Origin of the sequence: Methanobrevibacter sp. (assembly GCF_030539875.1) — an archaeon.
In the GTDB taxonomy this organism is placed as follows: Archaea; Methanobacteriota; Methanobacteria; order Methanobacteriales; family Methanobacteriaceae; genus Methanocatella.
Genome location: NZ_JAUNXI010000019.1, coordinates 1 through 24880 on the forward strand (window position 1 = coordinate 1; position 24880 = coordinate 24880).

The window sequence follows — 24880 nt, forward strand, 5'->3', positions numbered from 1 at the left end:
ATTTTATAAAAACCAATTCTGATTTAGAATATAACATATTTTTTGTTAATAAATTGTTGTCTGACAAGTTTAAATATGGAATTTTAAAACATCCAAGCTCATATATTAATTATCTTAAATCTTATGAGGATTACTTAGGATTAAATCAGGAATATTATGATAAAACATTCTTTTTTAATAAATTAGATTTTTTTAGTAATTTTATGTCATATTTTTCCAGTGAAGATGACTGTCCATTATTTATTAAATATACAGCATTATATTTAGTTCAATTTCTAATTAAAATTCCTGAAATTTTCATTGAAGATGAAAAAGAATATTTCTGGAGTTATTTCGGGGAACTTTTAAATGTATTTGATGATGACCTGCTAAGGAACAGTAAAGATATTTTAGAAAAAAATGTTCAGAAATTTATTCTGTTTATAAAATATGGATCCAATACAAAAAAAACATATAATGATGTTATTTTAAAAACCGGAAATAATGAGTTCACTATCGATAAATATTCAAAACATAATATCTGGTTTCAAATTATCGAGATTAAAAACAATAATCTTATCTGCTCAGGTTTTTATACTAGCATCCTTCCACACGACAATATTTATATAGAGGCAGTTAAGGATTTTAAAGGTGAAACTGAAATTTTTAAATCACAGTTCGTTAAATATAGCGATAAAAAAACAGTGAAGTTTTTATCCCATTTATGGAATTGGTATTACTCATTTGATTTTAAAATCCCTATTAAAGAAGCGATTTCATATTTAAATACTGATGAATTGAAAGTTTCTTTTAGATTAGTTTATGAAGATAACCTTGATAAAATTCAAATTTACCCTAAATTTAACTTTTCTAAACAGTCAAATTTATCTAAATATAGCCATTATTCTATTTTAGATGACTGCTTGATTTTATTTAAATTAAATGCAATTATTATTACCAATAACTCTTTTAGTAAAATACTTAAAAATGAGTTTTTCGATTTGAAAAAAATCATTTCAGATAGGCCTCAGTATTGGATTAAAGGCATACTATTTAGATTTTCATATCTGATTTTATTTATTTTCATGAAAAATAAAAGAATATGGATTTTCATGGACCGTAAAAATCTAGCGGATGATAATGCGGAACATCTTTTTAAATACTCCCTTAATCAAAAAGAAGATATTGAATATTATTTTGTTGTAAATAAAGACAGTGTGGATTATAATCGTTTATTAAAAATTAATAAGAATGTTTTAGCTTTTGGTTCTATTAAACATAAAATTATTTATTTATTTGCTGAAAAGGTTATTTCATCACACCCTGGAGATTCTGACTTCAATCCATTTTGGAATAAAAACAATCGTCTTTTAAGCGGTTTATTCACACTTAAAAAGTATTATTTAAGACATGGTGTTTCTAAAGACAATATGTCAAGATGGCTTAAAAAGGACAGTAAAAATCTCTCTTTAATTTTAGCGTCATCCGTTCTTGAAAAGAATTCTCTTTTAGAAGACGGATACAATTATGATGAATCAATTATCCAGGCTTTAGGCCTTCCAAGATATGATAATTTAAATAATAATCATGTTAAAAAGCAAATTGTAATTATGCCATCTTGGAGAAATTATATTAAATCTGAAATTGAGTTAGTTAACTCAGAGTATTTTAAAAGGTGGAACAATTTAATCAATAACAGGAATCTAATTGATTTTGCTGAAAAAAACAATTATCAAATCATATTCAAACCGCATCCTAATTTGTATAAGTTCATTGATGTTTTTGATGAAAACGAATATGTCATTATTGATTATGAAAAAAAATATCAGGAAATTTTTAATGAGTCATCTATCTTAATCACAGATTATTCTTCTATTTTCTTTGATTTTGCCTATCTAAAAAAACCTTTGATTTATTATCATTACGGTTCTGATTATCATTTTGATTCGGAAAACGGATATTTCAAATATGATACTATGGGTTTTGGAGATGTGATAAAAGAGGAAAATGATTTGGTCAATAAAATTAAATTTTATATAGCTAACAATTGCGAGATGGAAGACAAATACAAATCACGCGTTGATGATTTTTTCATGTATACTGATACTGATAATTGTAAAAGAGTTTATGAATGGATTTTATCTGATGAAAATTAGTTATTTTTAATTAATAATAGGAGTTATTTTATGAATCAATTGACAGACAATATTATTCAAATTAACTTTGATGATATTTCCAAAGCAGATTTACCTTACAACGAGTCTTTTGGATTAATTACCTTTATTAATGATGTTAAGTATGAATTTTTTATGAATTTAAAAGAAAATAGTCAAAAATTAATTGTTCAAGCAAGTGGAGCTATACCATCCAATAAACCTATTGATAGGACTCGTCCTTATCTTAATAGATGGTCATGGTGTAAAGATGTTAAAGATTCTATGATTTGTTTTAATGATCCTACAAATTATATTAATGATGATATTTATTGCGGATATGGTGTGGGAACCAAGGAGGATTATTATTTAGAAAAAATTAGAGATATTTCTCTTGCTATTGCTGAAAATTTAGGATTAAAAAATGATAATATTCTGTTCTATGGATCTTCTGCAGGAGGATACACTTCACTTCTTTTATCTACCATGGTTAAAGGTTCCACAGCAATCTGTGACATTCCTCAATTTTATTTAAATGAACTTTGGTTTAACTATTGGGAAAGCTTTAAAAAATATATTTTTATAAATATGGATGATGATGAAATCATCAATAAATATGGATACAGAATTAATGCTATTGAAATGATGAAAAAAGAAAAATATATTCCCAATGCCATTTTAATTTTAGATTGTAGTGTTGAAAGAGATTTTAATATGCAATATCTGCATTTTTTATCAGATTTATCTAATCTGCCTTTTGAAGGCAATGCAAATAATATTAAAATATATATTACTGGTCAAAATAAGGGGCACATTCCATTAAATTTTTCTTCTTCAATGTTTGTTCTTAATGAATCAGATATGCTTGGAAATAATTTAAGTTACGATTCTCTATCCAATTTTGATAATCATATTTTAGAATGTGAACAGTTAAGAGCAACTAATAATTCATTAAGAAATGCAAATAACTCTCTTAAAAAAGAAATTAAATCATTGAAAAAATTTAAAAAAGATGTTCTCTCTTCTAGAAGTTGGAAAATTACTAAATATTTAAGATTAATAGGCAATAAATTTTAATATAAATAATTATCAGGTGAAATTCATGATTAAGGTTTCCGTAATTATCCCGGTGTATAACGGTGAAGAATATTTGGAGGAGTGCTTAGATAGCATCATTAATCAAACATTAAAAGACATTGAAATAATCTGTATAAATGACGGTTCAACAGACTCTTCATTAGAAATTCTAAGTGAGTATAATAGAAAAGATCCTCGTTTTACAATATTTTCTCAAGAAAATAAAGGACAGGGCGCTGCTAGAAATAAAGGGTTGGATTTATCACAGGGTGAATTCATTTACTTTATGGATGCAGATGATATCTTAAAACCCGGTGCGCTTGAAGCCCTCTACAATAATGCGGCTGATAAATCATTAGATGTTGTAATGTTTAAAATGATAAATTATGATGATGAAAGCAATGAATACTTTAAATCCCCTAACTATGATTTAAAAAAGTTATCCAAATTTAAAAATGGAGTCGTATTTAATCATGAAGATATGGGTAATTTAATTTTTTCAACAGCCAGATCACCGGTTAATAAATTTTATAGTCATGAATTCATTAGAGATAACTCCATTAAATTCCCGGAAGGAGTTATTTTTGAAGATAATATTTTCTTCTGGAAAGTTATTCTCAGTGCCAAAAGAATGTATATTTATCCTGAATATTTATATATCCGCAGGAGACATTCGAATTCAACAACCACATTAGGCAATTATAAGTATATGGACATTATAGAAATAACTGATCTTACCTGGGATGTATTTAAAGAATGTAACCGTTTTGAACAATATAAACATAAACTGTACAACAGCAAAGTTAGTGAATGTTTTTTATGGTTTTCAAAAACTGAAGAGGAATATAAATCAGAATTCTTTAATAAAATAAAGGAACATTTTTTATATTTTAAAAACAATAAGATTTATAACGAGTTTTTTAATTCATTAACCTATAAAAATAAAGTTAATTTTGAATCTTTCACATCTTCAACTTCATATGATAACTTTAATTTAAATTATATTAAGGTTCAAAACAAATATTTAATAGAAGAAAATAATAGTCTTAACAGGGAAATTAAAGATTTAGAAAAAGAAAATAAAAAAAAATAAAAATAAAATAAATCAGATTTTGTCTTCAAAAAGCTGGAAATTAACAAAGCCATTGAGATTTATTAAAAGATTAATAAACAGATAAATTTAATAATTCAATATTCTATGTAAAGGAATGATAAGTATGAGATTAACTGTTGTTGGAACTGGATATGTGGGGCTTGTAACTGGAGCATGTTTTGCAAAAATGGGTAATAAGGTATATTGTGTCGATATTGATAATGAAAAAATTAAAGGTCTGAAAAACAATATCATGCCTATTTTTGAACCTAACCTTGAAACTCTTGTAAAAAACAGCCAGGAAACCGGAGATCTTATATTCACTACGGATATTAAAGAAGCACTAGATGATTCTGATATTGTTTTTATTGCAGTAGGCACACCAATGGCAGAAGATGGTAGTTGCAATTTAAATTATATCTTTTCAGCAGTTAATGATGTTGCAAATAACATCACAAAAGACACTTTGATTGTTATTAAATCAACAGTTCCTGTCGGAACTGGTTTTAAAGTAAAAGAGATGATGAATGATATTCTTAAAGAAAGGAAATCTTATGTTAAAATTGAAGTAGCTTCCAATCCTGAATTTTTAAAGGAAGGTCATGCAATTGAGGATTGCTTACATCCAGATAGGATTGTTATTGGTGCTGAAAAAGAAGAAGTGTTCGAGATACTTAAAGAATTATATGCTCCATTCGTATTAAATCATGACCGTTTTGTTTTAATGGATGTTAAAAGTTCTGAAATGACTAAATATGTAGCTAATGCAATGCTTGCCACTAAAATATCATTTATGAATGAAATAGCCAATATTTGTGAAGTTACCGGAGCAAATGTTAAAAATGTCCGTTTAGGTATCGGCAGTGATAAACGTATTGGTTATGATTTTATTTATGCAGGATGCGGATATGGGGGAAGCTGTTTTCCAAAAGATGTTCAAGCACTTATAAATACATCAAAGGATAACGGTTATACACCACGTATTTTATCAAATGTTGAATTGGTTAATGAAAATCAGAAGAAAGTTTTAGCAAACAAAGTAACTGATAGATTTGGAAATGATTTATCAGACCTTACCTTTTGTATCTGGGGACTTTCATTTAAACCAGGAACAGATGACGTAAGGGAAGCCACATCACGTGTTGTCTGTAAGGAAATCATTAATAAAGGCGGAAAAATAAAAGCATATGATCCGCAAGCAACAGAAGAATTTATAAAATCAATGCCTAATGAATATCTGGACAATATTGAGTTTTTTAACTCACGTTATGATGCATTAAATAATGCGGACGGTTTAATTCTCATTACTGAATGGAAAGAATTTAGAAACCTTGATTTAATCGAACTTGAAGAAAGAATGAATCAGAAAATTATCTTTGATGGAAGAAACATTTATGATAAAAAAATTGTTGAAAATGGATTTGAATTATATCAAATTGGATGTTAATCAGTTCAATAAACAATTTTTAAGTATTATCTGTTTTTTACAATTTATATGAACTTTCAGATAATTAAGCAATATTAAATCAAAAATTAAAAAGAATAATGGAAATATTATGAATATCCATCATCAATTGAAAAAGCAAAGTTTTGATGGGATTCCCTTAAAAATAAAGTTCCATTATAATTTGCATGTATTGTGTAGTTTCCGTTATCGAATCCTAAAACCTGAATACTGCCCTGGCCTGATTCATCAGTAGTCACATTATACTTATGAGCCCAACCTGAATCATCTAAGATTTTTAAATCAATCATTTGGCCGGAAATTTCTTTTTTATATACATCCTTAAGTTGAACAGTGATGTTATCTCCGTTTTGTATTGTACTGTTTGATATAAAACTAATTTTTGTATCATGTGTATTTGCTGAGATGTATACAAAAATACCTCCAAGTATTAAAACTATTGCAACTGCAATGATAACAATATTTTTTATATCCATGTTTTCCCCTTAATCAGTATTGTGAACTAACAAAACATCTCGTTCAGCAGTCTTTAAGACTTTTTCAGCTACGCTGCCTATTATAAACTTGTGAAGACCGCTTTTTCCTGAAGATGAGATAACGATTAATTCAACCCCTTCTTTTTCAGCGACTTCGTTAATTGTCTCAGCCGGAAAACCTGTTTTAACAATAGTTTTGATATTGTATCCTTCAGGGAACTTTTTCTTCATTTTTGCCACAATTCCCTTAGCTTCATTTAACATTCCTGCATTAACCTTTTGAACATGTTTTCTGCTTTGAAAAGCGCTTGAAGTTAATTTTCCAGCAACTGATAATATTATTATTTCACCGTCACAGTCTATCAATTTAGTTACTCTATCGATTTCTTGATCAGCATATCCTGACCCGTCAGTTGGGAGTAAAATTTTATTATACATTATTAACACCTTTAATATTATATTTGATTTTAATTGTTTATATATTCTCTTTCCAAACTATTTCAGCAATCCTTTTTGATGCGTTTCCATCATCGATACTGCAGAACCTTTCGTAAAATTCATCGTATTTTTCGCTGTATTCATCTTTAATGGATTCGATGTTTTTAATACTGTCAATTATTTCTTCTGTAGTGAACAGTAACGGACCCGGGACGTCTTTTCGAATATCTATGTAGAATCCTCTAAGCACACCTTCATATTTATCCAAATCATAGGTATAATATAAAATTGGCCTTTTAAGATTTGCAAAGTCAAAAAACACACTTGAATAGTCGGTGATTAGCATATCACTGATTAAATACAATTCTGCAATATCATTGTATTGACTAACATCAAAAGCAAAACCTTCAAATTCTGACAAATCAAGATTATTGGAAATAAAATAATGAGTTCTTACTAGAATAATGTATTCATCACTTATAGCTTCTTTTAACTTATCCAATTCCAGTTTTAAAGTAAATTTTATGGAACCTGATTCATAAAACTCATCGTCTCTCCATGTTGGAGCGTAAAGAATAATTTTCTTATCATCAGGCAAATTCAAATTTTTCTTAATCTGACTAATCTGGCTTTCATCTGCATTATATAAAATATCATTTCTCGGATAGCCTGTTTCCAGAATATCTCCTGAGTATGCAAAAGAACTTTTTAAAATATTTGATGTGTATCTGTTTGGTGAAATCAGATAATCCCATTCCACACCGTGCTTAATATAAGATTGTTTGATTTTAGGGTTTTTACTGTAAATGTCTCCAATATCCAATCCGAGTTTTTTAAGGGGAGTGCCGTGCCATGTGGATATAATAACCTGTTCGTCTCTTTTATTCAGTCTGTCAGAATGTCTTCCATTGGTTACCCAATATTTGGATCTGGCAACCTCTTTGTAGTATTGACGTGTGAATCTTTTTACCTTTTTGGGATTTCCTGGAATCTCAATTGATGTATCATTAACAACCCAGACAAAATCAAATCTGTCATTATAATGTTCATATAAATATTCATAGAGGTATTTCGGACTATCTGAGTAGTATTTGCCCCCAAAACTAATGAATATTATCTGATTGTCTTTAATCTCTTTTTTATTATAAATTCCATAGTATAATGTGGAATTAAATCTATTGTGATTTTCCATTATTCTTTTAAGATTCACATATATGTAACGGGATTGAACAAGTCTTTTAAATGTTTTGGCATTTCCTGACTGCAGTGCATTTATTTCATATCTGGATTTCCAGTTTATATCTTCGGGATTGAAATATTTAGATATTTTACCCATTTCATTAAAATACTCATTTCTCCATTTCTCGTCTTTATCAGTGATGTATTTAAGTGCAAAGTCATGATAGTAAAAATCATACATTGTGCGGGAAACTTCTGAATTTAAAATCTGAAATTTCACATCCTTTTTATTTTTTAAAATGCCTTTAATTTCAGAAAACTGTTTTAAATGAATCAGAAGACTGTCATCCTCAATTTCCTGATTGAGTGATGTGATATTTACAGGATCATCCCTTATTCTTTTTGCATAGACGGCATCCTCAACGCCATAAAAGCTAGTGATGTTTTCCAAAGCATCAATCATAAAGTAATAATCTGCAAAGTATCTTTGTTTTTCGTCGAATCTGGTATCTGAAATTTTCTCTCTTTTAATCAAAGAGTGCAGACAGGACATTAATTCATATCTGTCTGTTTTTTCTCCGACAAGAAGTCTGATTGAATATTTCATATCACTCAGATTGCCTTTTTCAAGGGGGACAATATGGGGTTTTTCTAATTCTTCATTAAAACGATTGCGGATGTAATATGTATTTATACGTTCACCGTTTATTAAATCGGCGCCGGTTTTTTTAGCCGCGTCAATGAGTTTGTTTAATGAATCCTTATTTAAATAATCATCACTGTCTATAAAGTACACATATTCTCCGCAGGCATTTTCCAATCCGATGTTACGTGCCTTTGCAACACCAATCCTATTATCGAATGAGATTGTTTTTATTTTTAAATCACTGTAATCATTTAAAAATTCATAAATCGAATCATCAGCATTATTTAATATTAAAATAATTTCAGCATCACTTATATTTTCTTCACTGATGCTGTCTAAGCAGTCTTTCAGGTATCTCTCTTCTTTATTAAATGGAATAATTATGCTTACAAATGTCATCTGTCCTCACCAATGATTTTTTCTAAATCAATATCTGATATACTATAGATTTTATTGAACTGACTGGAGATTTTAGACTGTGTGCTTTCATCAGTTACAATTGCATTGTCAAGTCCTGAATGTGCAAATATCAATGATTCAAGGTCGTTGCTTGCAAAATCTATTACTAAATCAAATTTAAAATTACCGTACTGTCTTTTATAAGACCGGTTGAATAACTTTATCAAGTTCTCATTTAATTCCGTGCCTTTAATGAACTTTATCAAGTCTATTTTTTCCTTAAATGTCGGGGCGATATTATGACTTAACGGCAAAAATTCAACGTTTTTGGGAATGTCATCAAATAGCGTCATGTAATTTTCATTTATGTTTTTATCCCATTGTTTGTATGAAAGAAAAACATTCACATTTTCCATCTCTTCGAGCATTTGAATAAGTTTATTTTTCACTTCACTATTATCCATAGACCCGACATAAAATAGAATATTCTTATTCGGATTTTCAATTTGTCCATATTTACAGACAATATCGCCGCCAATCACACTACTGCATATACGTTTCACGCTGTCTTTTGAGTCATATCTGCAAAATTCCTTGACAAATTTCTCATCGTCATAATTTTTCAATCCATTGAGTTCATCAATCAGCTCATCTGTATTTTGAACTTTTGGAAAAGGAAGGGACTCTAAAGGAATATATAATCCTCTGTCCTTTAAATATTCCTCCTCGTCATAATTAAAAATAACAATCTTTTTTCCGCTATTTGCAAAATCAAAAAACACACTGGAGTAATCAGTAACCAGAACATCGGCAATGTTTAAAATATCATAATTTTCAAAGCCGTCAGGAAAAGCTTTAATATGACCATATCTTGAAAAATCGATTTTTGATTGATTGTACGGGTGGAATTTGACAAATAAAATCTGATGGTCAGAAAACCTGGAATTTATTTTATCAAGAAATTTCTCAACATCCTCTTTTTGCTTTTCATCTTTTCTTTTGCTTAAAATTCCCTTATATGTAGGCAGATATGCATAAACAGTTTTATCGCCAAGACCGAGCCTGTCTTTAATGTTTGTTTTATCCAGAAATACACTGTTTCTTGGATATCCTTCAAGAAGCATTTTTCCCCGGAAAATTTTATCAATCATATATGCATGAGTCATCTTCTCCATCATATAGTCATTAGGATATAACAGGTAATCGCTGAAAAAGAAAGACCTCTGTATTATTCCGATGCTTGTCCTCTCAGCAGGATTGTCAAATCCCATTAACTTCAACGGTGTGCCGTGCCAGGTGTTGATGAAAATCTGACCCTGTTTTTTAATGTATTTGTTTCGAATCCCCGAGTCGGTGAAAATATATTTTGCTTTATGTAATATTTCAGTTGCCTTTTTATCATCTGTGATGATTTCGGTTATGTTTAGATTATAATTTTTCCCGAAGAGATCAATTTTGGATTTAACTTCCTTTGATGCATAAACATATATTCTGAAATCACCATATTCACCGGTTGATAGCTCCTGTGTTATTCTAAAAATGTTTCCTGTGAAATCCTTACCGTTTCTTGACTCCAAATAGACAATATCATCACAAACTGCATCGTTATAATACCCATCATAAATGCTTCTGTTGTCCAAACATTCTTTTAAATTTCTAATTTTATCTTTTAGAGCCAATATAATCACTAACTTAAGAGCTGAAAATCAGTTTTCAAATTCGTCAACTAACTTGTTTGCAGTTTCCCAGTCATTATGATCGTCGATTTCAGTCCATTTAAGGCCATTTGTTAAAACATAATCGATTTTAGTGTCACAGGAAAGTGTCTTATATGCAAAATCATAATAATTCTGTCTGTCTTCACTAATCAGGTCGGTTAATATTTCATTAAAACGGGCAACATCCTCTTTTATGACCTTTGAAACACCGATAAATTCTCCGGTTGATGAGGATATGTCGATTTCCTTTCCGATTTGTGAAATGGTCCCATTAGCTATTGAGCCGTCACCACTGGTTTTTACATCACTTAAAATCAACTTAAAGGATTCTTCATTTAAATCCTTAAAATTATCAACTATAAGGCTTGTGTTGCCGGTTTCAGCTATTCTTTCAATGATTTCAGGATCAACCACATTATCCCCATTAATCAGTATAAAGTCATCAGGATTTTCCTTTTCAATAAATGAACTTGCAAGATAAGTCGATACCGAGGTATTTGTTATGTCATATTCTGTATTTTCTATAATCCTAATTGATATATCCAGCTTTTCTTCAAGTACAGGAGCAATATCATATACCTTTTCCTTATTATATCCAACAATCAATATAAATTCCATTATTCCTGCATTCATACAGTTTTTAATCATTCTTTCAAGTAATGTCACATTATTAATTTTAAGTAGTGGTTTGGGAATTTCTTTAGTAAGGGGCATTAGCCTTGTTCCCATTCCTGCTGATAAAATCACACCTATCATTATTCTCACCTATTCTATATTTTCCCATAATTTATTAAACGCCTTTGTAGGAATTGTCTTTTTAATTATTACTTCAAATACGAAGTTTACAATATCACTGTGAACTTCATTGTCTAGACAAATATCTTTAATTGCCCTGATTGAATTTTTACCTTCAAATACAATACCGCTTGCCTGCTCATCAATAATCAGTCGCTGACCATACAATATTCCAAGAGTATGGTTTCTGCTTTCATAGGATGTTGAAGTCAATATCAAATCCCCGAATCCGCAGTACTCATGAACAGTTTCGGATTTTCCTCCGATTGCTTCGATAATCATGATTGTGTCTTTAAAACCTTTGGTTAAAATTCCGAATCTTGCATTTTCATTAACGTTCATTCCTTCACAGATACCGTTAGCTATTGCATTTATGTTTTTTAAAACGCCGCAAATCTCGATTCCCTTAACATCATCAATAATTTTCACCTTAAGCTGTTTGGTTGTCAGCACCTGTTTAACCTTAAGTGAGTTTTCATAGCTTCTAGAAGCAATATTCGTTACTGTCGGCAGGTCAAGCATTATTTCAGATGCAAAATTAGGTCCTGACACTGCAACGTAATTTTCATCAAAATACTCTTCAATGAGATTTCCCATTGTTTTAAGTGAAGGATATTCAATTCCCTTAGCGGTTGTGACAATAACTGCATCATTTTTAACAACCGGTTGAAGATCCCTTAATGTCTGTCTGAATGCAGAAGAGGGTATGGCCAGAAATATAATGTCACAGTCCGATAAATCATCAATATCAACACTTGCCCTAATATTGTCATTTAACCTGGAATTAGGATAGTATTGAGTATTGTATCCTAAATTGTTGATATCATCACACAGGTCCCTGTTTCTTAAAAACAATATTAGCTGAGATACATTTTTACTTATCTGCTGAGATATGGCCGTACCCAATGCACCGGCTCCAATTACACCTACTTTCAAATCCATAATACACCTATTAAAAATTTGTATATTATTAATATATTTTTTTAATTAAATATAATGTTTTGTTTTAAAAGAAATTTAAGCAGTAACTTCAAAACGAAAAAATAAATCTTTATATTAATATACCAGTTCATTTAAATAATTAATCAAGGTGTAGATTATGAAAACCAAAAACATAATTCTAATTGCAATTGCAATTATTGTTGTTGCATTAATAGCCGCAGGTATTTACAGCGTTTATAATGGAGACAACATTTTAAACCCGAATACCGATGATTCAAACACCGGTGACGTTAATAATACAACTGTTGTGGGAGACAATTCTCCTCGTACCAATTTAACTATTAACAATACAACATATAAGGTATATAATCCTCAATCAGATTCCTATGTGCCTGTTATCGGCGAGAAATATGATGAAGAGGTAAACAGATGGTATACCTATGATGAAGACGGTGTAAGATATTATAATACAAGAATTAATTAATCATTAATTCTTTTACTTTTTTTTAATCGAAAAAGACGGCATTTATTAGATTATCCCTATAAGCCGTTTCGTCCTTTAACCCTTCGATGTGATGGATGACATTCAGCTTTAAATCCTCCAATTTAATACGGGTTTCAAGGTCATTGAAGTCAAGCTGAAATTTGAAAATGAATTTTATCTCCATATCATAGCCGAATATTAACCAGTTCGGCCCGTTGATATCCAAAAGTTGAATTGACCATCTTGACATGATGCTGTTTATTCTGGATGTGATTTCATCCACATCAAAATCCCTGCTGACTGTTATTTCTTTCATTTGCACAAGCCCTCTGATTCTGTTTGAAATAAATTAAATTAAATGTTTGCCCTGTAAAATAACATCTGCGTTTTGCCGTTTACATAAACCTGATCTGTGCTAAAAATGATAAAAAGGTTATGAAAAAAGACACTGCAATAACGTATTTTCCGTGACGTTTAGCAGTATCAGAATCCTTTCTGCTCACCAAATAAATACCGATTATTATGCCGAAAATGGGAATTAAAAAAGCGCATATATATCCTGCAATCAATGCTAAATTATGGCTTTTTTTGATTTGAGGAGGATTATAACCTTGAGTAGGGTTAATCCTGTTATCCTCTTTAAAGGTATTTACTTCAAGCTTTTCACCGCAGTTTTTACAAAACTTGGCACTTTCCACCAGTTCCTCGCCGCAGAAAGGGCAAAACTTAGACATCAAAATCACCTATCCGAATAATTTTTCAATCAGATTCTCATTATTTTTATAAAAATCAAACTTTAATATGTCCATCAGTGACTGGGGCGCTCCAACCAGTTGTGCAGATGCAAAAAGAGGCATGTAAACCTTTTTGGCGCCCTGCTCCACACAAATCCTTAAAGTTTCAGGCAGATTTTCACACTGACTGCTGCTCAGTATTACTGTACCGTCATCCAGTGCAGCGCTATTTTCAACTGATTTGCAGGCTATTGATTCCTGCAGGGAAAACTCATCAGCCTGAGCTGCAGAGGTCAGATTATCGATTAGGGTTTCACCATCCTTAACTGACAAGCAGAAGATATCTCCGTCCTCAATAAAGTATACCTCACCTACATCAATGGAGGTGTCAAGCAGGGATCCGATCTGCAAGGTGTTTTCAACCTCACCTCTTTCTTCAACCTCAAAAGTTCCATCATTTGATAAATACAGCTCCCCCAAATCAATAACAGGATTTTGCTGAGGTTTATCTTCCTCATCAGCTATTTTTTTTAGAAGGCTGATAATTTCTGCATTCTGCTTTTCAATGTTTTTGGCAATTTCAATTAGTTGTGATAATTCAGACATAATTATAACCTATATTTTTTCACTATTAAATATGTAATACATGGCTTCAGACAGCCTTTCATCATTACAATATTTTTCAAAACCAAGGGAGTATCTCAAAAGTGTCATTCTCGGAATCAGGACATTGCTGCTTTGAGGATTGATGATAAGACCGTCCATGTCCTCAGACAGGATAAAATTAACCAGAGTTGCAAGATTAATCAGCTGTGAATATTTATTCTTATCTGTCCTGACTGCATCCATTTTGCTCTCAGAGGTAAATAGAGTTGCATAAACCCCTCCGACTTTATCTGTATACATATAAGCTATCGGACCTGTTTTTTTAAGTGAAATCATCTCCCTTGGGATGTTTAAATCAGACAGCATCAGACATAGAAGCTGGGAATTGGCCATATGCTCAAACAATCCTTCAAAATCTCCAATATTATTTTTATTTTCAATGAAATCTTCCAAAGCAGTGTTGCTGACTGATTTTTTCAAACTTAACAGTTCCTCTTCGCTGTAAGGGTTTGTTGTATAGAAATTTGTTTTTGGAATGTTGTCAATGGCTAAAATAAATTCCTTTTTAAAGAGATACTTCTCACAGGCAGGATTTAAGATATAACCTTCAATATCTGAGGTTTTAAGAATATTCTGATATAATTCAAAGGGGTTTTGGAGAACTTCAACATCATCATCTGGGAAGAACTTCCGAAATTCATCTAAATCAGTGAATAATGGAGTGATTTTAGAGCCATCATCTTCATATATTATGAAATTCAGAGTGTTGTTTTCTCTTTTAGATGGAATGTACAAATTAGAATATCTGAATTCATTAATCAGTCTAAAAGCAAGCTCTTCGGTCAGTTTATTGTCATTTGAATATATATCTTCAATTACTTTTCGCAGGTGTTTATGGCTAGTCATTAATATCATGGTTTGTTGATTATATTATTTATCAGTAACTTTTTACAGAATCAATCAAGTCATCAAGTTCATTGATTAAATTGGTCGGATCTCCTTCTTTTTCATCATCATTCAGACTTAAGACAAGCTCATCGATCAGCTCATCCATCTTTTTTAAAAGGGTTTTGAGAATATCCAACCTGTCGTTAAGCTCATGGTCTATTTTTTCGCTGTCCTGAGATGCCATGTCAATAATATTTAAAATAACCTCAGAGTGAATATTGAACATCTTGGTTGAATTGTCAACAGATGAGATAAACTTGTCATAAGTCAGCTGCGGAGGTGTGAAACGCTTTTCAATTAAGTCACGGGCATTTCTCTCTTTTATTTCATACATCATCTTTATCTCGTTTAATTCCCGCCTGTACCTGCTGAAGTGATAAACTTCACTTTTAGGTTTGATTTTAATTTCTGTTTTTGGTTCAGCCTCTTTTTTATGGATAACAGGCTGGCTTTTCTCAACCACCTTCTTAACAGGTTTTGATGAAGTCAGTCTGTGAACTGCATATCCGATTATAAATATCGGAAATGCAATAATCAGAGCAGCAGTTATATTTACGAAAAAGGGAAACTCGCCGGTTTTAGGACTAATCAGAAAAACCAGTGCAAACATCAAAAAAGAAATCATTTTTGTCTTTGAAAATTCATGTTCGCCTGTTTTTTTATCCTGCCAGTAGAAAAGCAAATGCTTTAAATCTGTGAGCAGTCCGTAGTCATTATTTTCAAGAACCCCAGGTGAGACTTTGAGATTTGTCAATTTGTGAACTGAAAGACCGATTAAATATGCAATAACGGAAAATATAAAAGCTGAGATAATCCTGGTCGGCAGTATGAAATTTGTGGTTAGAAATATTAAAAACACAAAAAGTGCACCGACCTTGGACTTTGATAGAATATAGTGATTGCGTTCATCATAATAAAACAGCTTATGAACCAGGGTGTTTTTAGGTTTTGAAATCTCATTTATGTTTCTAAATGACTGCGACCTGCACATCGGGCAGAATTTTACGTCGCCGCTTACTTTATTTCCGCATTTGCTACAAATTTTTTCACTCATTTTCATCAACTAAAAAATCTTCATAAGTCAAGGTATTTAATTCTTCATCGGTTATGTTGTCTTTGGGAGCCAATCTGTTGGCCTGATTTGTTATTACTTCTTCAAAGAGATTTCTAACTGCCCTTCCATTGGCAAAGTTTGCAGATCTGTTTTCATATAATTTTTTGAAATATTCCCTAATATACTTATCACCGGGTTCGTCCAGGGCAAGGTTTGAATCTTCACACATCAGCAGGAATATTTCATACAATTGCCCTGCATCATAATCTTCAAAACAGATGAATTTGTTAAATCTGGACTCAAGACCCGGATTTGAATATAAAAACTTCTCCATCAGCGCAGGATATCCTGCAACAATCACTATCAAATCCCCACGGTTGTCTTCCATTGCTTTTAAAAGTGTGTCGATGGCCTCCCCGCCATAGTCATTTTCACTTTTGGAAGTCAGGGAGTATGCCTCGTCAATAAATAGAATTCCTCCCAAAGCTGATTTTATAACTTCCTGGGTTTTAATGGCGGTCTGTCCAACATAACCTCCAACAAGACCTGACCTGTCTGTTTCAACCAGATGGCCTTTTGAAAGCAAACCGATTTCATGATAAATCTTGGAGAGAAGTCTTGCAACAGTGGTTTTGCCGGTTCCGGGATTTCCCGAAAACACAAGATGAAGGCTCATGGATGGCTGGCTGATGCCTCTCTGTTCTCTCAGTTTTCTGATTTGGACCAGATTAATTAGTGAGTTGACATCCTTTTTAACTTTTTCAAGACCAACCAGTTTGTTTAATTCGCTTAAATAATCATCAAGACAATGTGTCTCTTGACAAATCTGCTCAGCCTCAATTCTAACTGGTTTTAAATCAGATTTCCCAATGTTTAATTTGGCCTCAAGACCACGTATATGGTCTGTGTAGAGTTTTAACACCTCCCCGTCCAGGGAGTCGTCAACGGTTATAAAGAATTTTCCAAACAACTTAAAGGAATTGAATAATTCAAGAGAAGCGTTTAGCCCATAAATATCAAGGGATTTGCAGTATTCGTCTATTTCACCTAAAGCCTTAAATGACAGAGGCATATCACAGTTTAACTGCATATCAGTCAGGTTCACTATATCTCCTTTTGAAAAATTTGTGTTTAAAAGCGAATTTATAAATTCAAGCTCATTATCAGTTATTTTCCCGTCACCCAAACCAAGATATGAAAAGTACTTGAACAAATCGTCAACAATCAAATTTTCAAGGCCGATGTTTTCCAAATCATTAACAGAAGGACAATAAGAAGTAAAAACATTTAATGTCTTTACAAGAAAACTTAAATTAGATAACTGATTAGCCAAATAGTCCATATTAACTTTCATTACACTTTTATGACAGTCAGGACAAGTATTTTGAGAGCTATCTAAAATTTTACCGCAGTTATTACAAACAGTCCACTTCAACATATAATAATCACTATTAATTAATATGTATTTGAAAAGTTAATATAAGTTGTGTTTATTAGCTGCCGGCAGGCACTATGATAAATCAGACAACATCACAAAAGCCGGTCAGATATAGCCCATATCGGAAAGTTCTTTTAATCTCTCATTAAAGTAATCCTGTTTTTCTGATTTAATGCCTGAATTTAAGAATCTGAAAATAATCTGAAGTTCATCTTCATATAATTCCGTCTCGCAATAGAGTTTTGAGAGATTAAAATAAGGATAAGCATCATTTACAAACAAATCATTATCCAACAGTTCACTGAAGAATCTGATTGCCGGTTCATAGTCCCTGTCCTCAACATATCCCTCCCCCATTTCAATAAGTTTCTGCTTTTCTATTAAATCAACTTCAAAGCCTCTGATTGATGATTTAAATGAATCCGGAAGGAAACTGTCAGGAAGAATGCCTCGAACATAACTTTTAAATCGATTGTCAATAAAATAGCTTATGCAGTAATCCCCATCATATCTCATTCCCCTTCCGTGAATCTGAACAAGACTAAGGCACGTTTTATAATCATACCATTCCCTATCAATGCTTGTTCTCTGATTAATCTGCCTGTCTCCCCAATCTGGAAATGGAAGCTTATACATAATCTGAAAACGGCACAAATCACCTGGCAAGTCAACCCCTTCACCCATTGAAGGAGATATTAAAACTAAAGGCTCATCCGATGAGATGAACTCCTCAAGTATTTCACTGCGGTTATCACTGTCATGGGCTATTAGTCTGGAACTGTCCAGGTTGTCCATTAAAAAATCCCTGCATTTCCCGCTGACCGTGTGAATAATTCCCTTTTCATTTTCATGCCTATTTAAGATTTCATTTATAGTTTTAATGGTTTTTGGAGCATTTGCATTTATAAAATTTCTTGAGAGATTATAATCATCAAAAGCCATTATGGGATTATTTTTAATATCAAAAGGACTTTCCCGCCTGATTGCGTAAATTTCACTTTGGGATATTCCAAGCCACTGGGCAAACAGCCTATAGTCAAGAATCGTTCCGCTCATAAACAGACAGACATCGGCAAAGTCAAAGAGGGTGGCCTTTGCATAGTTGTCAATTTTTAAAGGCTTAAACTGTGCGGTCTGGCTTTCTTCATCCCAGTCGAAAATCCATATTTCAGGGTCCCTTGCAATATGGTCAATAAAACGGTTGGAGTCATTGATCTGATGTCTTATAAATGCTATTTTTTCTAAAAGCTCATCTCTGTTTAAGCTTATGAGACGGTTTAACTCCTCCTGATACATTTCTTTAATCTCGCTAATAAAACCAATCCAATTTGAGCAGCCATAAGCGTTTAACTCTTCGATTTTTTCATCTGTCAGATTGAAATTAAGGTATTCCTTCAAATCACTTTTTGAAAACTCCAAAGTCAGCTCATCCATTAATGCAGACTCCAAATTATGGGCCTCGTCAAAAATCAGCAAATTCCTTTTCTGAAAGTCCCCCACATAATTAAGCTCCAAAAACATGTAATAATAGTTTGAAATGACTGTTCTGGCATTTAATGCAAGGTATTTCTGATAGTAATACGGGCACGTGTTGTCAGGACGTATTTCATCCTTCCTGTTTTTAAGTGAGAACCTGCACTCAAAACCTTCGGCTATGCATTTTCCCTCGCCGCAAGACTTATTTAAATAATGCAGACACTTAAAGTTCATGCGGCCCTTGACAAGTGAAATATCATTAAAGTCCCTCAGATACTGGTCCTGCAGCTGCTTGGTGATGGTTAAAATGTATGATGAGTCTGACATGCCGGCCAATGCGGCAGCTATTGCTGATTTGCCGGTTCCTGTTCCGGCTTCAAGTACAATGTATTTATATCCCTGATTTACAGCGTCAGCTATTTCAGAAACTGTTTCAAGCTGATCTTTTCTTGGATTTTCAAAAGGAAAGTGCTTTTTAACCTCAGGGTTAATTTTTGAATAACTGCTGTATTGCCATGACATCTAAAAAATATATCTTAATTTATTTAAATAAAAAGAATTGCCGAGAGCATTTGAAAAATAATTTATCAGTAATCCTTAACCGAATCTATTAAATCGTCCATATCACTGAAAAGATTATGAACAGCATCAATATCACTTTTATTGGAGCTTAAATGAATCACCATCTCATCGATTAAATCTTCCATTTTGTCAATAAACATTTCCAATGTTAGGATCTTTTTGTCAATTTCGGCATTGACAAGCTCATCATCACTGTCAACTTCAATCATCTTTTTTGTAACATCAAGCTGACCTGCAAACAATTCATTGGATTTGTTGATTGAGGATAAAAACTTATTATAAGTCATGTGGGCCGGATCAAAAAGCTTGTCAATCAGCTCCTTTGCCCTGCTCTGCTTTAGATTATAGTCCTCTTCTATTTCAGCTATTTTCTTATCATACTTTGATATGACAACTTTTGGAGGGTTTTTTCGATAAACCTCCCTTCCGCACTGAATACAAAATTTCTGGTCAAACTCCAGTTCGGCACCGCAGTAAATGCAAAAGTGATTATGATCATCGTTAACAGTCATAGGCTCATCAAATCCTCAAGGCTTCTGTATTTAATATTTAGATTTAATAGATTTAATATTTTTCTAAAATACAAGGCAACTGCACAAAATTAGAATATTTAAAAACAGGTCTTGTGATAATAAATGGCAATTTTTAAAATCTTAAAGATTTCAAATTACCAGGTTTTACACAGAACCTAAAACAGGCATGTTTAAATCACTATCAAACATGACATGATCTTCTCAGTCGCAATTGTCAAATAGTTCAAAAATCAAGGCTCTTTTGATATATAAAACAATTAACCCCACTATCTTTATTTTTCAAACTTATCATATTCCAGATTTAAATCAGATACTGTTAAGCAACAATCTGTGATTGATAAAAACCGTCATCAGGATTTTCATTTTGCAATTCAACAATCTCTTCATCACTTAAAACTTTTGCTATAACCGCATCAGAAGAAACAAATTTTACCTCACAAAAACTAATGTCATTGATTTTATCATAAATCCTTCCGGCACTCATAGTTCCTTTAGTTACAGTACGAGTGCTGTTAGCAATATAACCCGTTTTTCCAATATATTTAATCTCACAGGCTATTGCCTCCATATCATAATCATTATCCGGCTCTTTAACTAATTTCACTAGATCCGATTTTAAAAACTTTGCTTCCTTCATAATTTTTTAATCCAACAATTGTTGTATATAACTCCTGACCGGCCATAACATCACCCATAATTTTTGTTTATATTGTTATTATATTTTTTATCAATAAATATAATATATAAACATTTATATTAACTTGTTATTAAGCTGTTACAGATAATTCTATTTAAAATGTGATGTTATGAGACTCAAAGTTAACCTTAAATCAAAAAACAACTTCAAAATTCCTTTTATAGTTAATTACCAAACTTTTGGTATAACTGTTTCGAGCCATTTGTCATAAACTTTTGTTCCCGAAATTGATTCTTCATATGTTTTTATTGTTAATTCCTGTAAAAATTCTTTTGATTTAAGATAATAATGTTTTATTTCTCTTTTCATTTGTCTCCATATTTGTTCTATTGGATTTAAGTGAGGCGAGTACGGAGGAAGGTATATTAATGTAATATTGAGATATAATGCTATTTTTTTGATAAATGCGGATTTGTGGATGCTGTAATTATCTAATATTAAACATATTCTTTGTTCGGTTTGTGTTTTTAGTAATATGTTTTCTTTTTCTAATAGATTTAAGGTTATTTTTCTTCTTATTTCTCTTCTTTTTTTTCACATTTTTGAGTGATTCTCGATTGCAGTGTTTTCCAATTATTCTGGCGATTGTTGAGGTTGTATCGTCTTTATATTTTTCTATTGTTTTTAAAATTTTTTCTGTGAAAACTTTATTATTTTCGTTGTTTTCTATTAAAATTTCGTCTATTTCTTCATCAGTTAAGTTTACTTCATTTATGATTTTGTTTAATATTTTTACAGTATTTTTATTCTTTGTGTTTGCACATCTTAGTTCTAAGAGTGCTATTGCAATTTCGGGGTGCTGTTGAGGAGTTTGTGATTGTGATGGTTGAATTTCCATTTATTGCTAATGATCCTGTGGCGTTTATTTTGAATTTATATGGATTTATAGTTTGTGTGTGTTTTGTTCCTTTTTTATAGAGTGATTTTTGTGTATATGGTTCGTTTTGAAATGATGCTTCGTCAAATAAGGCTATAATATCGTTTGAATTTACATTATATTCTTCTAAGTTTTTTTTAACTGTTTTTCAGCATCTTCAGGAGATTTTGAAAATTTGGGATATGCCTTGCTGTAATTGTATCCTAATTTTTTCACAATTTTTCCTATTTGCTTTAAACTATAATCTACATTGAATTTTTCATTAACAAGAAGATGTACGTCTTTCATTGACATATTAGGTGTTTCTTCAATGATTTTATCTAATTCAATTAGTTGATCATATGTCAATTTTGAAGGTCTTCCACCACCAAATGAGGGTTTTAAACCTTCCAAACCTTCACTTTCACATGTTTTAGCCCATCGATGAACTGTTTGATATGATTTTCCAATTATTCTTGCAGCTTCCGCAATGCTATGACCTTCACTGATTATTCTAATTGCAATTAATCGTTGATAATACCTGTGGTAGGCAACATATTTTGCGATTTCTTCATCAAGGGCTGTTTTTTTCACATTTTTTAAAACATCAACCTTGGATTTTCCTGACATAATTTATTATTTGTCAGTCATCTATAATAAAAGTTTGGTAATTAACTATAAAAAATATTGTGTTTTTAATGGAATTAAAAGCACTGATAAAAAAATTAAAGTCTGCTCCGAAATGGCTAATGTTAAAAGAAAAAGAATAACAATCCCCAAAGGTCCCCATACAACTTAGCACAGAGCATATATGATGGATTTAATTCTTGAAGGAGATATCGATTTAATTGAATTTGCCTATGATGTAGGCCTTGGAGAAAAGAATTCTATGGGCTTTGGCATGATTAGATATATTGAACCTAACGATTAATCATTTCAAGCCGTTTTTTAATATAACCCTGAAGCAGCATGTCTTCACAGTAAATATAACATCCCTTCATTCCACGTATCATCAGTGTGCGATAAGTGTTTTTGATTATTTCTTCATCATCTATTGGCATTACTCTTATTCCACTCCTAAAGCCTTCATTACTGCTTCTTCCGGATTATTATATGGAATCATTGTAAATTTAGATAATAATTCTGGAGGAACTAAACCAAAATCAGCATATGAACTCATTGGAATTAAAACTTTTTTAGCTCCCGCATCAAGACAAACTTGTAGTGCATCAGCTAGGTTTTGTACTTTTTCAACAGTTCCACCTAAAGAGAAGTTACCTAATATGGCTGTTGCAGGAATAACTTGACGATTTATTGCAACACTACATAATGCTATAAAGGTTGCCAAAGTTAATTGCTTTGTCATTCCAACTCCATGTAAATCTTTAACCTGCATCACATAATCTTTATCTTTATATGAAATATTCCCACTAACTGAGTTTGCGTTTGACTTGAAATATTGATAAGCTATTTTTACAGATTCTGTAATTGGTTTTTTAGAACCTATGCCACTTGGTGTGAATTTTCCAGATCCATTCATCATTTCTGTTTCAAATTTGAAAACACCTAGTTTTCCATTTTCGGATTCACCAATTGAATATAAATGTCCTGGTTTTAAATCTCCGTCCGGAATTAGAGTGCTACTTGATTGTTCTTGTACTCCAACATAATTTTCATGGTTTTCTTCTAAATCAATATATGAAAAGTTTACATCATAAAATTCCATTCCACCAATCTTTTTAAGTTGTTCTTTAACTCTTCTTCTTGATTCAAGAGCCAATTCTAGGATTTCACGAATCTCCTCCTTATCAAAAATACCATCCGGATAAACTAATTTTACAAGACCTGAAACCATACGGTTAACTGCCATTACATCTCTTTGGTTTAAGTCAAACCCAAGTTTAAAATAATCTTGATACGCATCATTAAATGACCGTTTACGCATTTCACGGAAGAATTCTGATAAAAAATCAGTTATGAATCCAAAATCATCAGTAAAGAATTCCGGTCTGTATTTTGGTATTTCCCAACCTGGAATATAACAATGCATCCTATCAAAAAATGCTGTATCAGTTCCCATTTCATTTGGGAATGGATCAAATAAACTGGATGTTTTTAGTAATGATTCAACACTTTGATTGATGTTTCCAACAAATACCATTGATGCATTTGCATTTTTTTCTTCTTTTCCCCTGGAAAATGAACCTGAAGCCATAAAATCTTTCATAATAGCTATTCCATCTTGGTCTTTAAATTTGATTCCAGCCACTTCATCAAAGGCAACACAGTCCCATAATCCTACAAGACCAATTTGTCTAGTAGCCATATTATAAAATAAATTAGCAACAGTAGTTTGACCACCTGAAACTAAAATTGAATTTGGAGAGATTTCTTTATAAATATGTGATTTACCTGTTCCTCTAGGGCCTAGTTCGCATAAATTAAAGTTATTTTCAACAAGTGGAATTAATCTAGCTATTAATAACCACTTTACCCTTTCATCAAATTGGGTGGGTTCCATACCGCATGATTTTAAAATTACATCAATCCATTCATCTTTAGTGAAATTTTTCCTATTGATTAATATTTCATCCAAATTAATATTCGGGAGCTGAATAGGTTGCAAATCTTTAATTTTAATTGTATTAGCTCTAAAGTCAGATTCATCGAAATCATATTCTAAGTTTACCATACACCATAAATTACCGCCTAAAAGTCTTTCATATCTTTTTGGAAACTCAGGATTGATAGGAATATCTTTAAGACCTAAATTTGAGAAAGTTGCCAAATAAGTATCAAATTTATATTCTAACCGAACAGTTACAACATCAATGATTGAATAAGAACCATACTCTCTTAATTTTGATAATATTTTTTGAGCTTCATCAGGCCTTACATAATTATTTGCAAGAATATTTTTAACTGTTTGAACACCTTGTTCAACTAAAGCATCATCTTGAGAACAATATTTACCCAGCAGATATTCTAAAACATAAACTGGAACATTTGCTCCCTCCTTAACTCTTTTTGTTAAATCTTTTCTTACAATTTTACCATCAAAATATTGTTTCAATTTTTCATTTAAATCATCTTGTAAATCATGTCCACCCAT

26 protein-coding genes and 1 pseudogene are annotated in these 24880 nt (G+C 31.6%); 6 read left to right on the plus strand and 21 right to left on the minus strand.

All coding sequences use genetic code 11. The annotated features are described in order from the left end of the window. From Q4Q16_RS07580 to Q4Q16_RS07595, 4 genes are all read left to right on the plus strand, one after another. The coding region (locus Q4Q16_RS07580) for a CDP-glycerol glycerophosphotransferase family protein (RefSeq protein ID WP_303347122.1) at positions 1–2135 on the plus strand (2135 nt) is incomplete at its 5' end. Positions 2136–2165: 30 nt separating this feature from the next. After that, a complete protein-coding gene (locus Q4Q16_RS07585; protein WP_303347123.1) occupies positions 2166–3209 on the plus strand; it encodes a hypothetical protein in 1044 nt (347 codons plus the stop codon). Positions 3210–3234: 25 nt separating this feature from the next. Continuing rightward, complete coding sequence (locus Q4Q16_RS07590; protein WP_303347124.1) at positions 3235–4302, plus strand: glycosyltransferase family 2 protein; 1068 nt, start codon at positions 3235–3237, stop codon at positions 4300–4302. A 124-nt stretch (positions 4303–4426) separates the two neighbouring features. Beyond that, positions 4427–5749 (plus strand): UDP-glucose/GDP-mannose dehydrogenase family protein, encoded by a 1323-nt coding sequence (locus Q4Q16_RS07595; protein ID WP_368660221.1) that lies wholly within the window; start codon positions 4427–4429, stop codon positions 5747–5749. A gap of 107 nt (positions 5750–5856) precedes the next feature. Here Q4Q16_RS07595 and Q4Q16_RS07600 read toward each other — a convergent pair whose 3' ends face one another. From Q4Q16_RS07600 to Q4Q16_RS07625, 6 genes are read right to left on the minus strand one after another with little or no spacing between them, the layout of a single operon-like run. Continuing rightward, complete coding sequence (locus Q4Q16_RS07600) at positions 5857–6243, minus strand: hypothetical protein (RefSeq protein WP_303347126.1); 387 nt, start codon at positions 6241–6243, stop codon at positions 5857–5859. 9 nt (positions 6244–6252) lie between these two features. Next, positions 6253–6681 carry a universal stress protein gene (locus Q4Q16_RS07605; RefSeq protein ID WP_303347127.1) on the minus strand — a complete coding sequence of 143 codons (429 nt, stop codon included), beginning with the start codon at positions 6679–6681 and terminating at the stop codon, positions 6253–6255. Positions 6682–6718: 37 nt separating this feature from the next. Then, on the minus strand, positions 6719–8905 hold the full coding sequence (locus Q4Q16_RS07610) for a bifunctional glycosyltransferase family 2 protein/CDP-glycerol:glycerophosphate glycerophosphotransferase (RefSeq protein ID WP_303347128.1): 2187 nt from the start codon (positions 8903–8905) through the stop codon (positions 6719–6721). Then, positions 8902–10584 carry a CDP-glycerol glycerophosphotransferase family protein gene (locus tag Q4Q16_RS07615; protein ID WP_303347129.1) on the minus strand — a complete coding sequence of 561 codons (1683 nt, stop codon included), beginning with the start codon at positions 10582–10584 and terminating at the stop codon, positions 8902–8904. The genes Q4Q16_RS07610 and Q4Q16_RS07615 overlap by 4 nt, the downstream gene beginning before the upstream one ends. A gap of 27 nt (positions 10585–10611) precedes the next feature. Beyond that, positions 10612–11379, minus strand: a complete 768-nt coding sequence (locus Q4Q16_RS07620; protein WP_303347130.1) for a phosphocholine cytidylyltransferase family protein — start codon at positions 11377–11379, stop codon at positions 10612–10614. Between the two features lie 9 nt (positions 11380–11388). Next, positions 11389–12360, minus strand: coding sequence for an NAD(P)H-dependent glycerol-3-phosphate dehydrogenase (locus Q4Q16_RS07625; protein WP_303347131.1), 972 nt, complete (start codon positions 12358–12360; stop codon positions 11389–11391). 157 nt (positions 12361–12517) lie between these two features. On the opposite strand from Q4Q16_RS07625, the gene Q4Q16_RS07630 reads away from it, so the two are divergent. After that, the gene (locus Q4Q16_RS07630; protein WP_303347132.1) at positions 12518–12844 is read left to right on the plus strand and encodes a hypothetical protein; all 327 of its coding nucleotides are present in this window, start codon (positions 12518–12520) and stop codon (positions 12842–12844) included. A gap of 22 nt (positions 12845–12866) precedes the next feature. Here the strand turns inward: Q4Q16_RS07630 and Q4Q16_RS07635 are convergent, their stop codons facing one another. The 13 genes and pseudogenes from Q4Q16_RS07635 to Q4Q16_RS07690 form a co-directional block, all read right to left on the minus strand. Beyond that, the gene (locus Q4Q16_RS07635; RefSeq protein ID WP_303347133.1) at positions 12867–13160 is read right to left on the minus strand and encodes a hypothetical protein; all 294 of its coding nucleotides are present in this window, start codon (positions 13158–13160) and stop codon (positions 12867–12869) included. Positions 13161–13239: 79 nt separating this feature from the next. After that, positions 13240–13578 (minus strand): zinc ribbon domain-containing protein, encoded by a 339-nt coding sequence (locus Q4Q16_RS07640; protein ID WP_303347134.1) that lies wholly within the window; start codon positions 13576–13578, stop codon positions 13240–13242. 9 nt (positions 13579–13587) lie between these two features. Continuing rightward, positions 13588–14184 carry a hypothetical protein gene (locus tag Q4Q16_RS07645; protein WP_303347135.1) on the minus strand — a complete coding sequence of 199 codons (597 nt, stop codon included), beginning with the start codon at positions 14182–14184 and terminating at the stop codon, positions 13588–13590. A 9-nt stretch (positions 14185–14193) separates the two neighbouring features. Then, positions 14194–15099: an SseB family protein gene (locus Q4Q16_RS07650; protein ID WP_303347136.1), complete on the minus strand. Its 906-nt coding sequence runs from the start codon at positions 15097–15099 to the stop codon at positions 14194–14196. 22 nt (positions 15100–15121) lie between these two features. Continuing rightward, positions 15122–16186, minus strand: a complete 1065-nt coding sequence (locus Q4Q16_RS07655) for a hypothetical protein (protein WP_303347137.1) — start codon at positions 16184–16186, stop codon at positions 15122–15124. Next, positions 16179–17624 carry an AAA family ATPase gene (locus Q4Q16_RS07660; RefSeq protein ID WP_303347138.1) on the minus strand — a complete coding sequence of 482 codons (1446 nt, stop codon included), beginning with the start codon at positions 17622–17624 and terminating at the stop codon, positions 16179–16181. Before Q4Q16_RS07660 ends, Q4Q16_RS07655 begins: the two co-directional genes overlap by 8 nt. Positions 17625–17729: 105 nt before the next feature. Continuing rightward, positions 17730–19622: a helicase C-terminal domain-containing protein gene (locus Q4Q16_RS07665; RefSeq protein ID WP_303347139.1), complete on the minus strand. Its 1893-nt coding sequence runs from the start codon at positions 19620–19622 to the stop codon at positions 17730–17732. A 65-nt stretch (positions 19623–19687) separates the two neighbouring features. Beyond that, positions 19688–20194 carry a zinc ribbon domain-containing protein gene (locus tag Q4Q16_RS07670; RefSeq protein WP_303347140.1) on the minus strand — a complete coding sequence of 169 codons (507 nt, stop codon included), beginning with the start codon at positions 20192–20194 and terminating at the stop codon, positions 19688–19690. Between the two features lie 337 nt (positions 20195–20531). Next, complete coding sequence (locus Q4Q16_RS07675; RefSeq protein WP_303347141.1) at positions 20532–20819, minus strand: hypothetical protein; 288 nt, start codon at positions 20817–20819, stop codon at positions 20532–20534. 261 nt (positions 20820–21080) lie between these two features. Beyond that, entirely contained in the window at positions 21081–21221 is a 141-nt protein-coding gene (locus Q4Q16_RS07680; RefSeq protein ID WP_303347142.1) for a hypothetical protein, read from the minus strand. Positions 21222–21239: 18 nt separating this feature from the next. Beyond that, positions 21240–21431 (minus strand): annotated as a pseudogene (locus Q4Q16_RS09290) (transposase); the annotation flags it as partial. Beyond that, the gene (locus tag Q4Q16_RS07685) at positions 21340–21750 is read right to left on the minus strand and encodes a hypothetical protein (RefSeq protein WP_303347143.1); all 411 of its coding nucleotides are present in this window, start codon (positions 21748–21750) and stop codon (positions 21340–21342) included. The pseudogene Q4Q16_RS09290 and the gene Q4Q16_RS07685, both read right to left, overlap by 92 nt. Positions 21751–21915: 165 nt before the next feature. Further along, positions 21916–22398, minus strand: a complete 483-nt coding sequence (locus Q4Q16_RS07690) for a helix-turn-helix domain-containing protein (protein ID WP_303347144.1) — start codon at positions 22396–22398, stop codon at positions 21916–21918. A gap of 181 nt (positions 22399–22579) precedes the next feature. Here Q4Q16_RS07690 and Q4Q16_RS07695 point away from each other — a divergent pair, with 181 nt between their 5' ends. Beyond that, positions 22580–22699 carry a CRISPR-associated endoribonuclease Cas6 gene (locus tag Q4Q16_RS07695; protein WP_303347145.1) on the plus strand — a complete coding sequence of 40 codons (120 nt, stop codon included), beginning with the start codon at positions 22580–22582 and terminating at the stop codon, positions 22697–22699. Here Q4Q16_RS07695 and Q4Q16_RS07700 read toward each other — a convergent pair. Both Q4Q16_RS07700 and brxL read right to left on the minus strand, forming a co-directional pair. Next, entirely contained in the window at positions 22689–22829 is a 141-nt protein-coding gene (locus tag Q4Q16_RS07700) for a DNA/RNA helicase domain-containing protein (protein WP_303347146.1), read from the minus strand. The genes Q4Q16_RS07695 and Q4Q16_RS07700 overlap by 11 nt on opposite strands. Before the next feature lie 5 nt (positions 22830–22834). Then, a complete protein-coding gene (gene brxL / locus Q4Q16_RS07705) occupies positions 22835–24880 on the minus strand; it encodes a protease Lon-related BREX system protein BrxL (RefSeq protein WP_303347147.1) in 2046 nt (681 codons plus the stop codon).

Bases quoted from the DNA above. Each gene is read 5' to 3' on its own strand.
- Q4Q16_RS07630 (WP_303347132.1), top strand. From the start codon at position 12,518: ATGAAAACCAAAAACATAATTCTAATTGCAATTGCAATTATTGTTGTT.
- Q4Q16_RS07635 (WP_303347133.1), bottom strand. From the start codon at position 13,160: ATGAAAGAAATAACAGTCAGCAGGGATTTTGATGTGGATGAAATCACA.
- Q4Q16_RS07650 (WP_303347136.1), bottom strand. From the start codon at position 15,099: ATGATATTAATGACTAGCCATAAACACCTGCGAAAAGTAATTGAAGAT.
- Q4Q16_RS07695 (WP_303347145.1), top strand. From the start codon at position 22,580: ATGATGGATTTAATTCTTGAAGGAGATATCGATTTAATTGAATTTGCC.
- Q4Q16_RS07640 (WP_303347134.1), bottom strand. From the start codon at position 13,578: ATGTCTAAGTTTTGCCCTTTCTGCGGCGAGGAACTGGTGGAAAGTGCC.
- Q4Q16_RS07620 (WP_303347130.1), bottom strand. From the start codon at position 11,379: ATGATAGGTGTGATTTTATCAGCAGGAATGGGAACAAGGCTAATGCCC.
- Q4Q16_RS07600 (WP_303347126.1), bottom strand. From the start codon at position 6,243: ATGGATATAAAAAATATTGTTATCATTGCAGTTGCAATAGTTTTAATA.
- Q4Q16_RS07660 (WP_303347138.1), bottom strand. From the start codon at position 17,624: ATGTTGAAGTGGACTGTTTGTAATAACTGCGGTAAAATTTTAGATAGC.
- Q4Q16_RS07665 (WP_303347139.1), bottom strand. From the start codon at position 19,622: ATGTCATGGCAATACAGCAGTTATTCAAAAATTAACCCTGAGGTTAAA.
- Q4Q16_RS07670 (WP_303347140.1), bottom strand. From the start codon at position 20,194: ATGACTGTTAACGATGATCATAATCACTTTTGCATTTACTGCGGTGCC.
- Q4Q16_RS07610 (WP_303347128.1), bottom strand. From the start codon at position 8,905: ATGACATTTGTAAGCATAATTATTCCATTTAATAAAGAAGAGAGATAC.
- Q4Q16_RS07585 (WP_303347123.1), top strand. From the start codon at position 2,166: ATGAATCAATTGACAGACAATATTATTCAAATTAACTTTGATGATATT.
- Q4Q16_RS07590 (WP_303347124.1), top strand. From the start codon at position 3,235: ATGATTAAGGTTTCCGTAATTATCCCGGTGTATAACGGTGAAGAATAT.
- Q4Q16_RS07625 (WP_303347131.1), bottom strand. From the start codon at position 12,360: ATGGATTTGAAAGTAGGTGTAATTGGAGCCGGTGCATTGGGTACGGCC.
- Q4Q16_RS07645 (WP_303347135.1), bottom strand. From the start codon at position 14,184: ATGTCTGAATTATCACAACTAATTGAAATTGCCAAAAACATTGAAAAG.
- Q4Q16_RS07680 (WP_303347142.1), bottom strand. From the start codon at position 21,221: ATGAAAAGAGAAATAAAACATTATTATCTTAAATCAAAAGAATTTTTA.
- Q4Q16_RS07700 (WP_303347146.1), bottom strand. From the start codon at position 22,829: ATGCCAATAGATGATGAAGAAATAATCAAAAACACTTATCGCACACTG.
- Q4Q16_RS07605 (WP_303347127.1), bottom strand. From the start codon at position 6,681: ATGTATAATAAAATTTTACTCCCAACTGACGGGTCAGGATATGCTGAT.
- Q4Q16_RS07595 (WP_368660221.1), top strand. From the start codon at position 4,427: ATGAGATTAACTGTTGTTGGAACTGGATATGTGGGGCTTGTAACTGGA.
- Q4Q16_RS07655 (WP_303347137.1), bottom strand. From the start codon at position 16,186: ATGAGTGAAAAAATTTGTAGCAAATGCGGAAATAAAGTAAGCGGCGAC.
- Q4Q16_RS07685 (WP_303347143.1), bottom strand. From the start codon at position 21,750: ATGGAAATTCAACCATCACAATCACAAACTCCTCAACAGCACCCCGAA.
- brxL (WP_303347147.1), bottom strand. From the start codon at position 24,880: ATGGGTGGACATGATTTACAAGATGATTTAAATGAAAAATTGAAACAA.
- Q4Q16_RS07690 (WP_303347144.1), bottom strand. From the start codon at position 22,398: ATGTCAGGAAAATCCAAGGTTGATGTTTTAAAAAATGTGAAAAAAACA.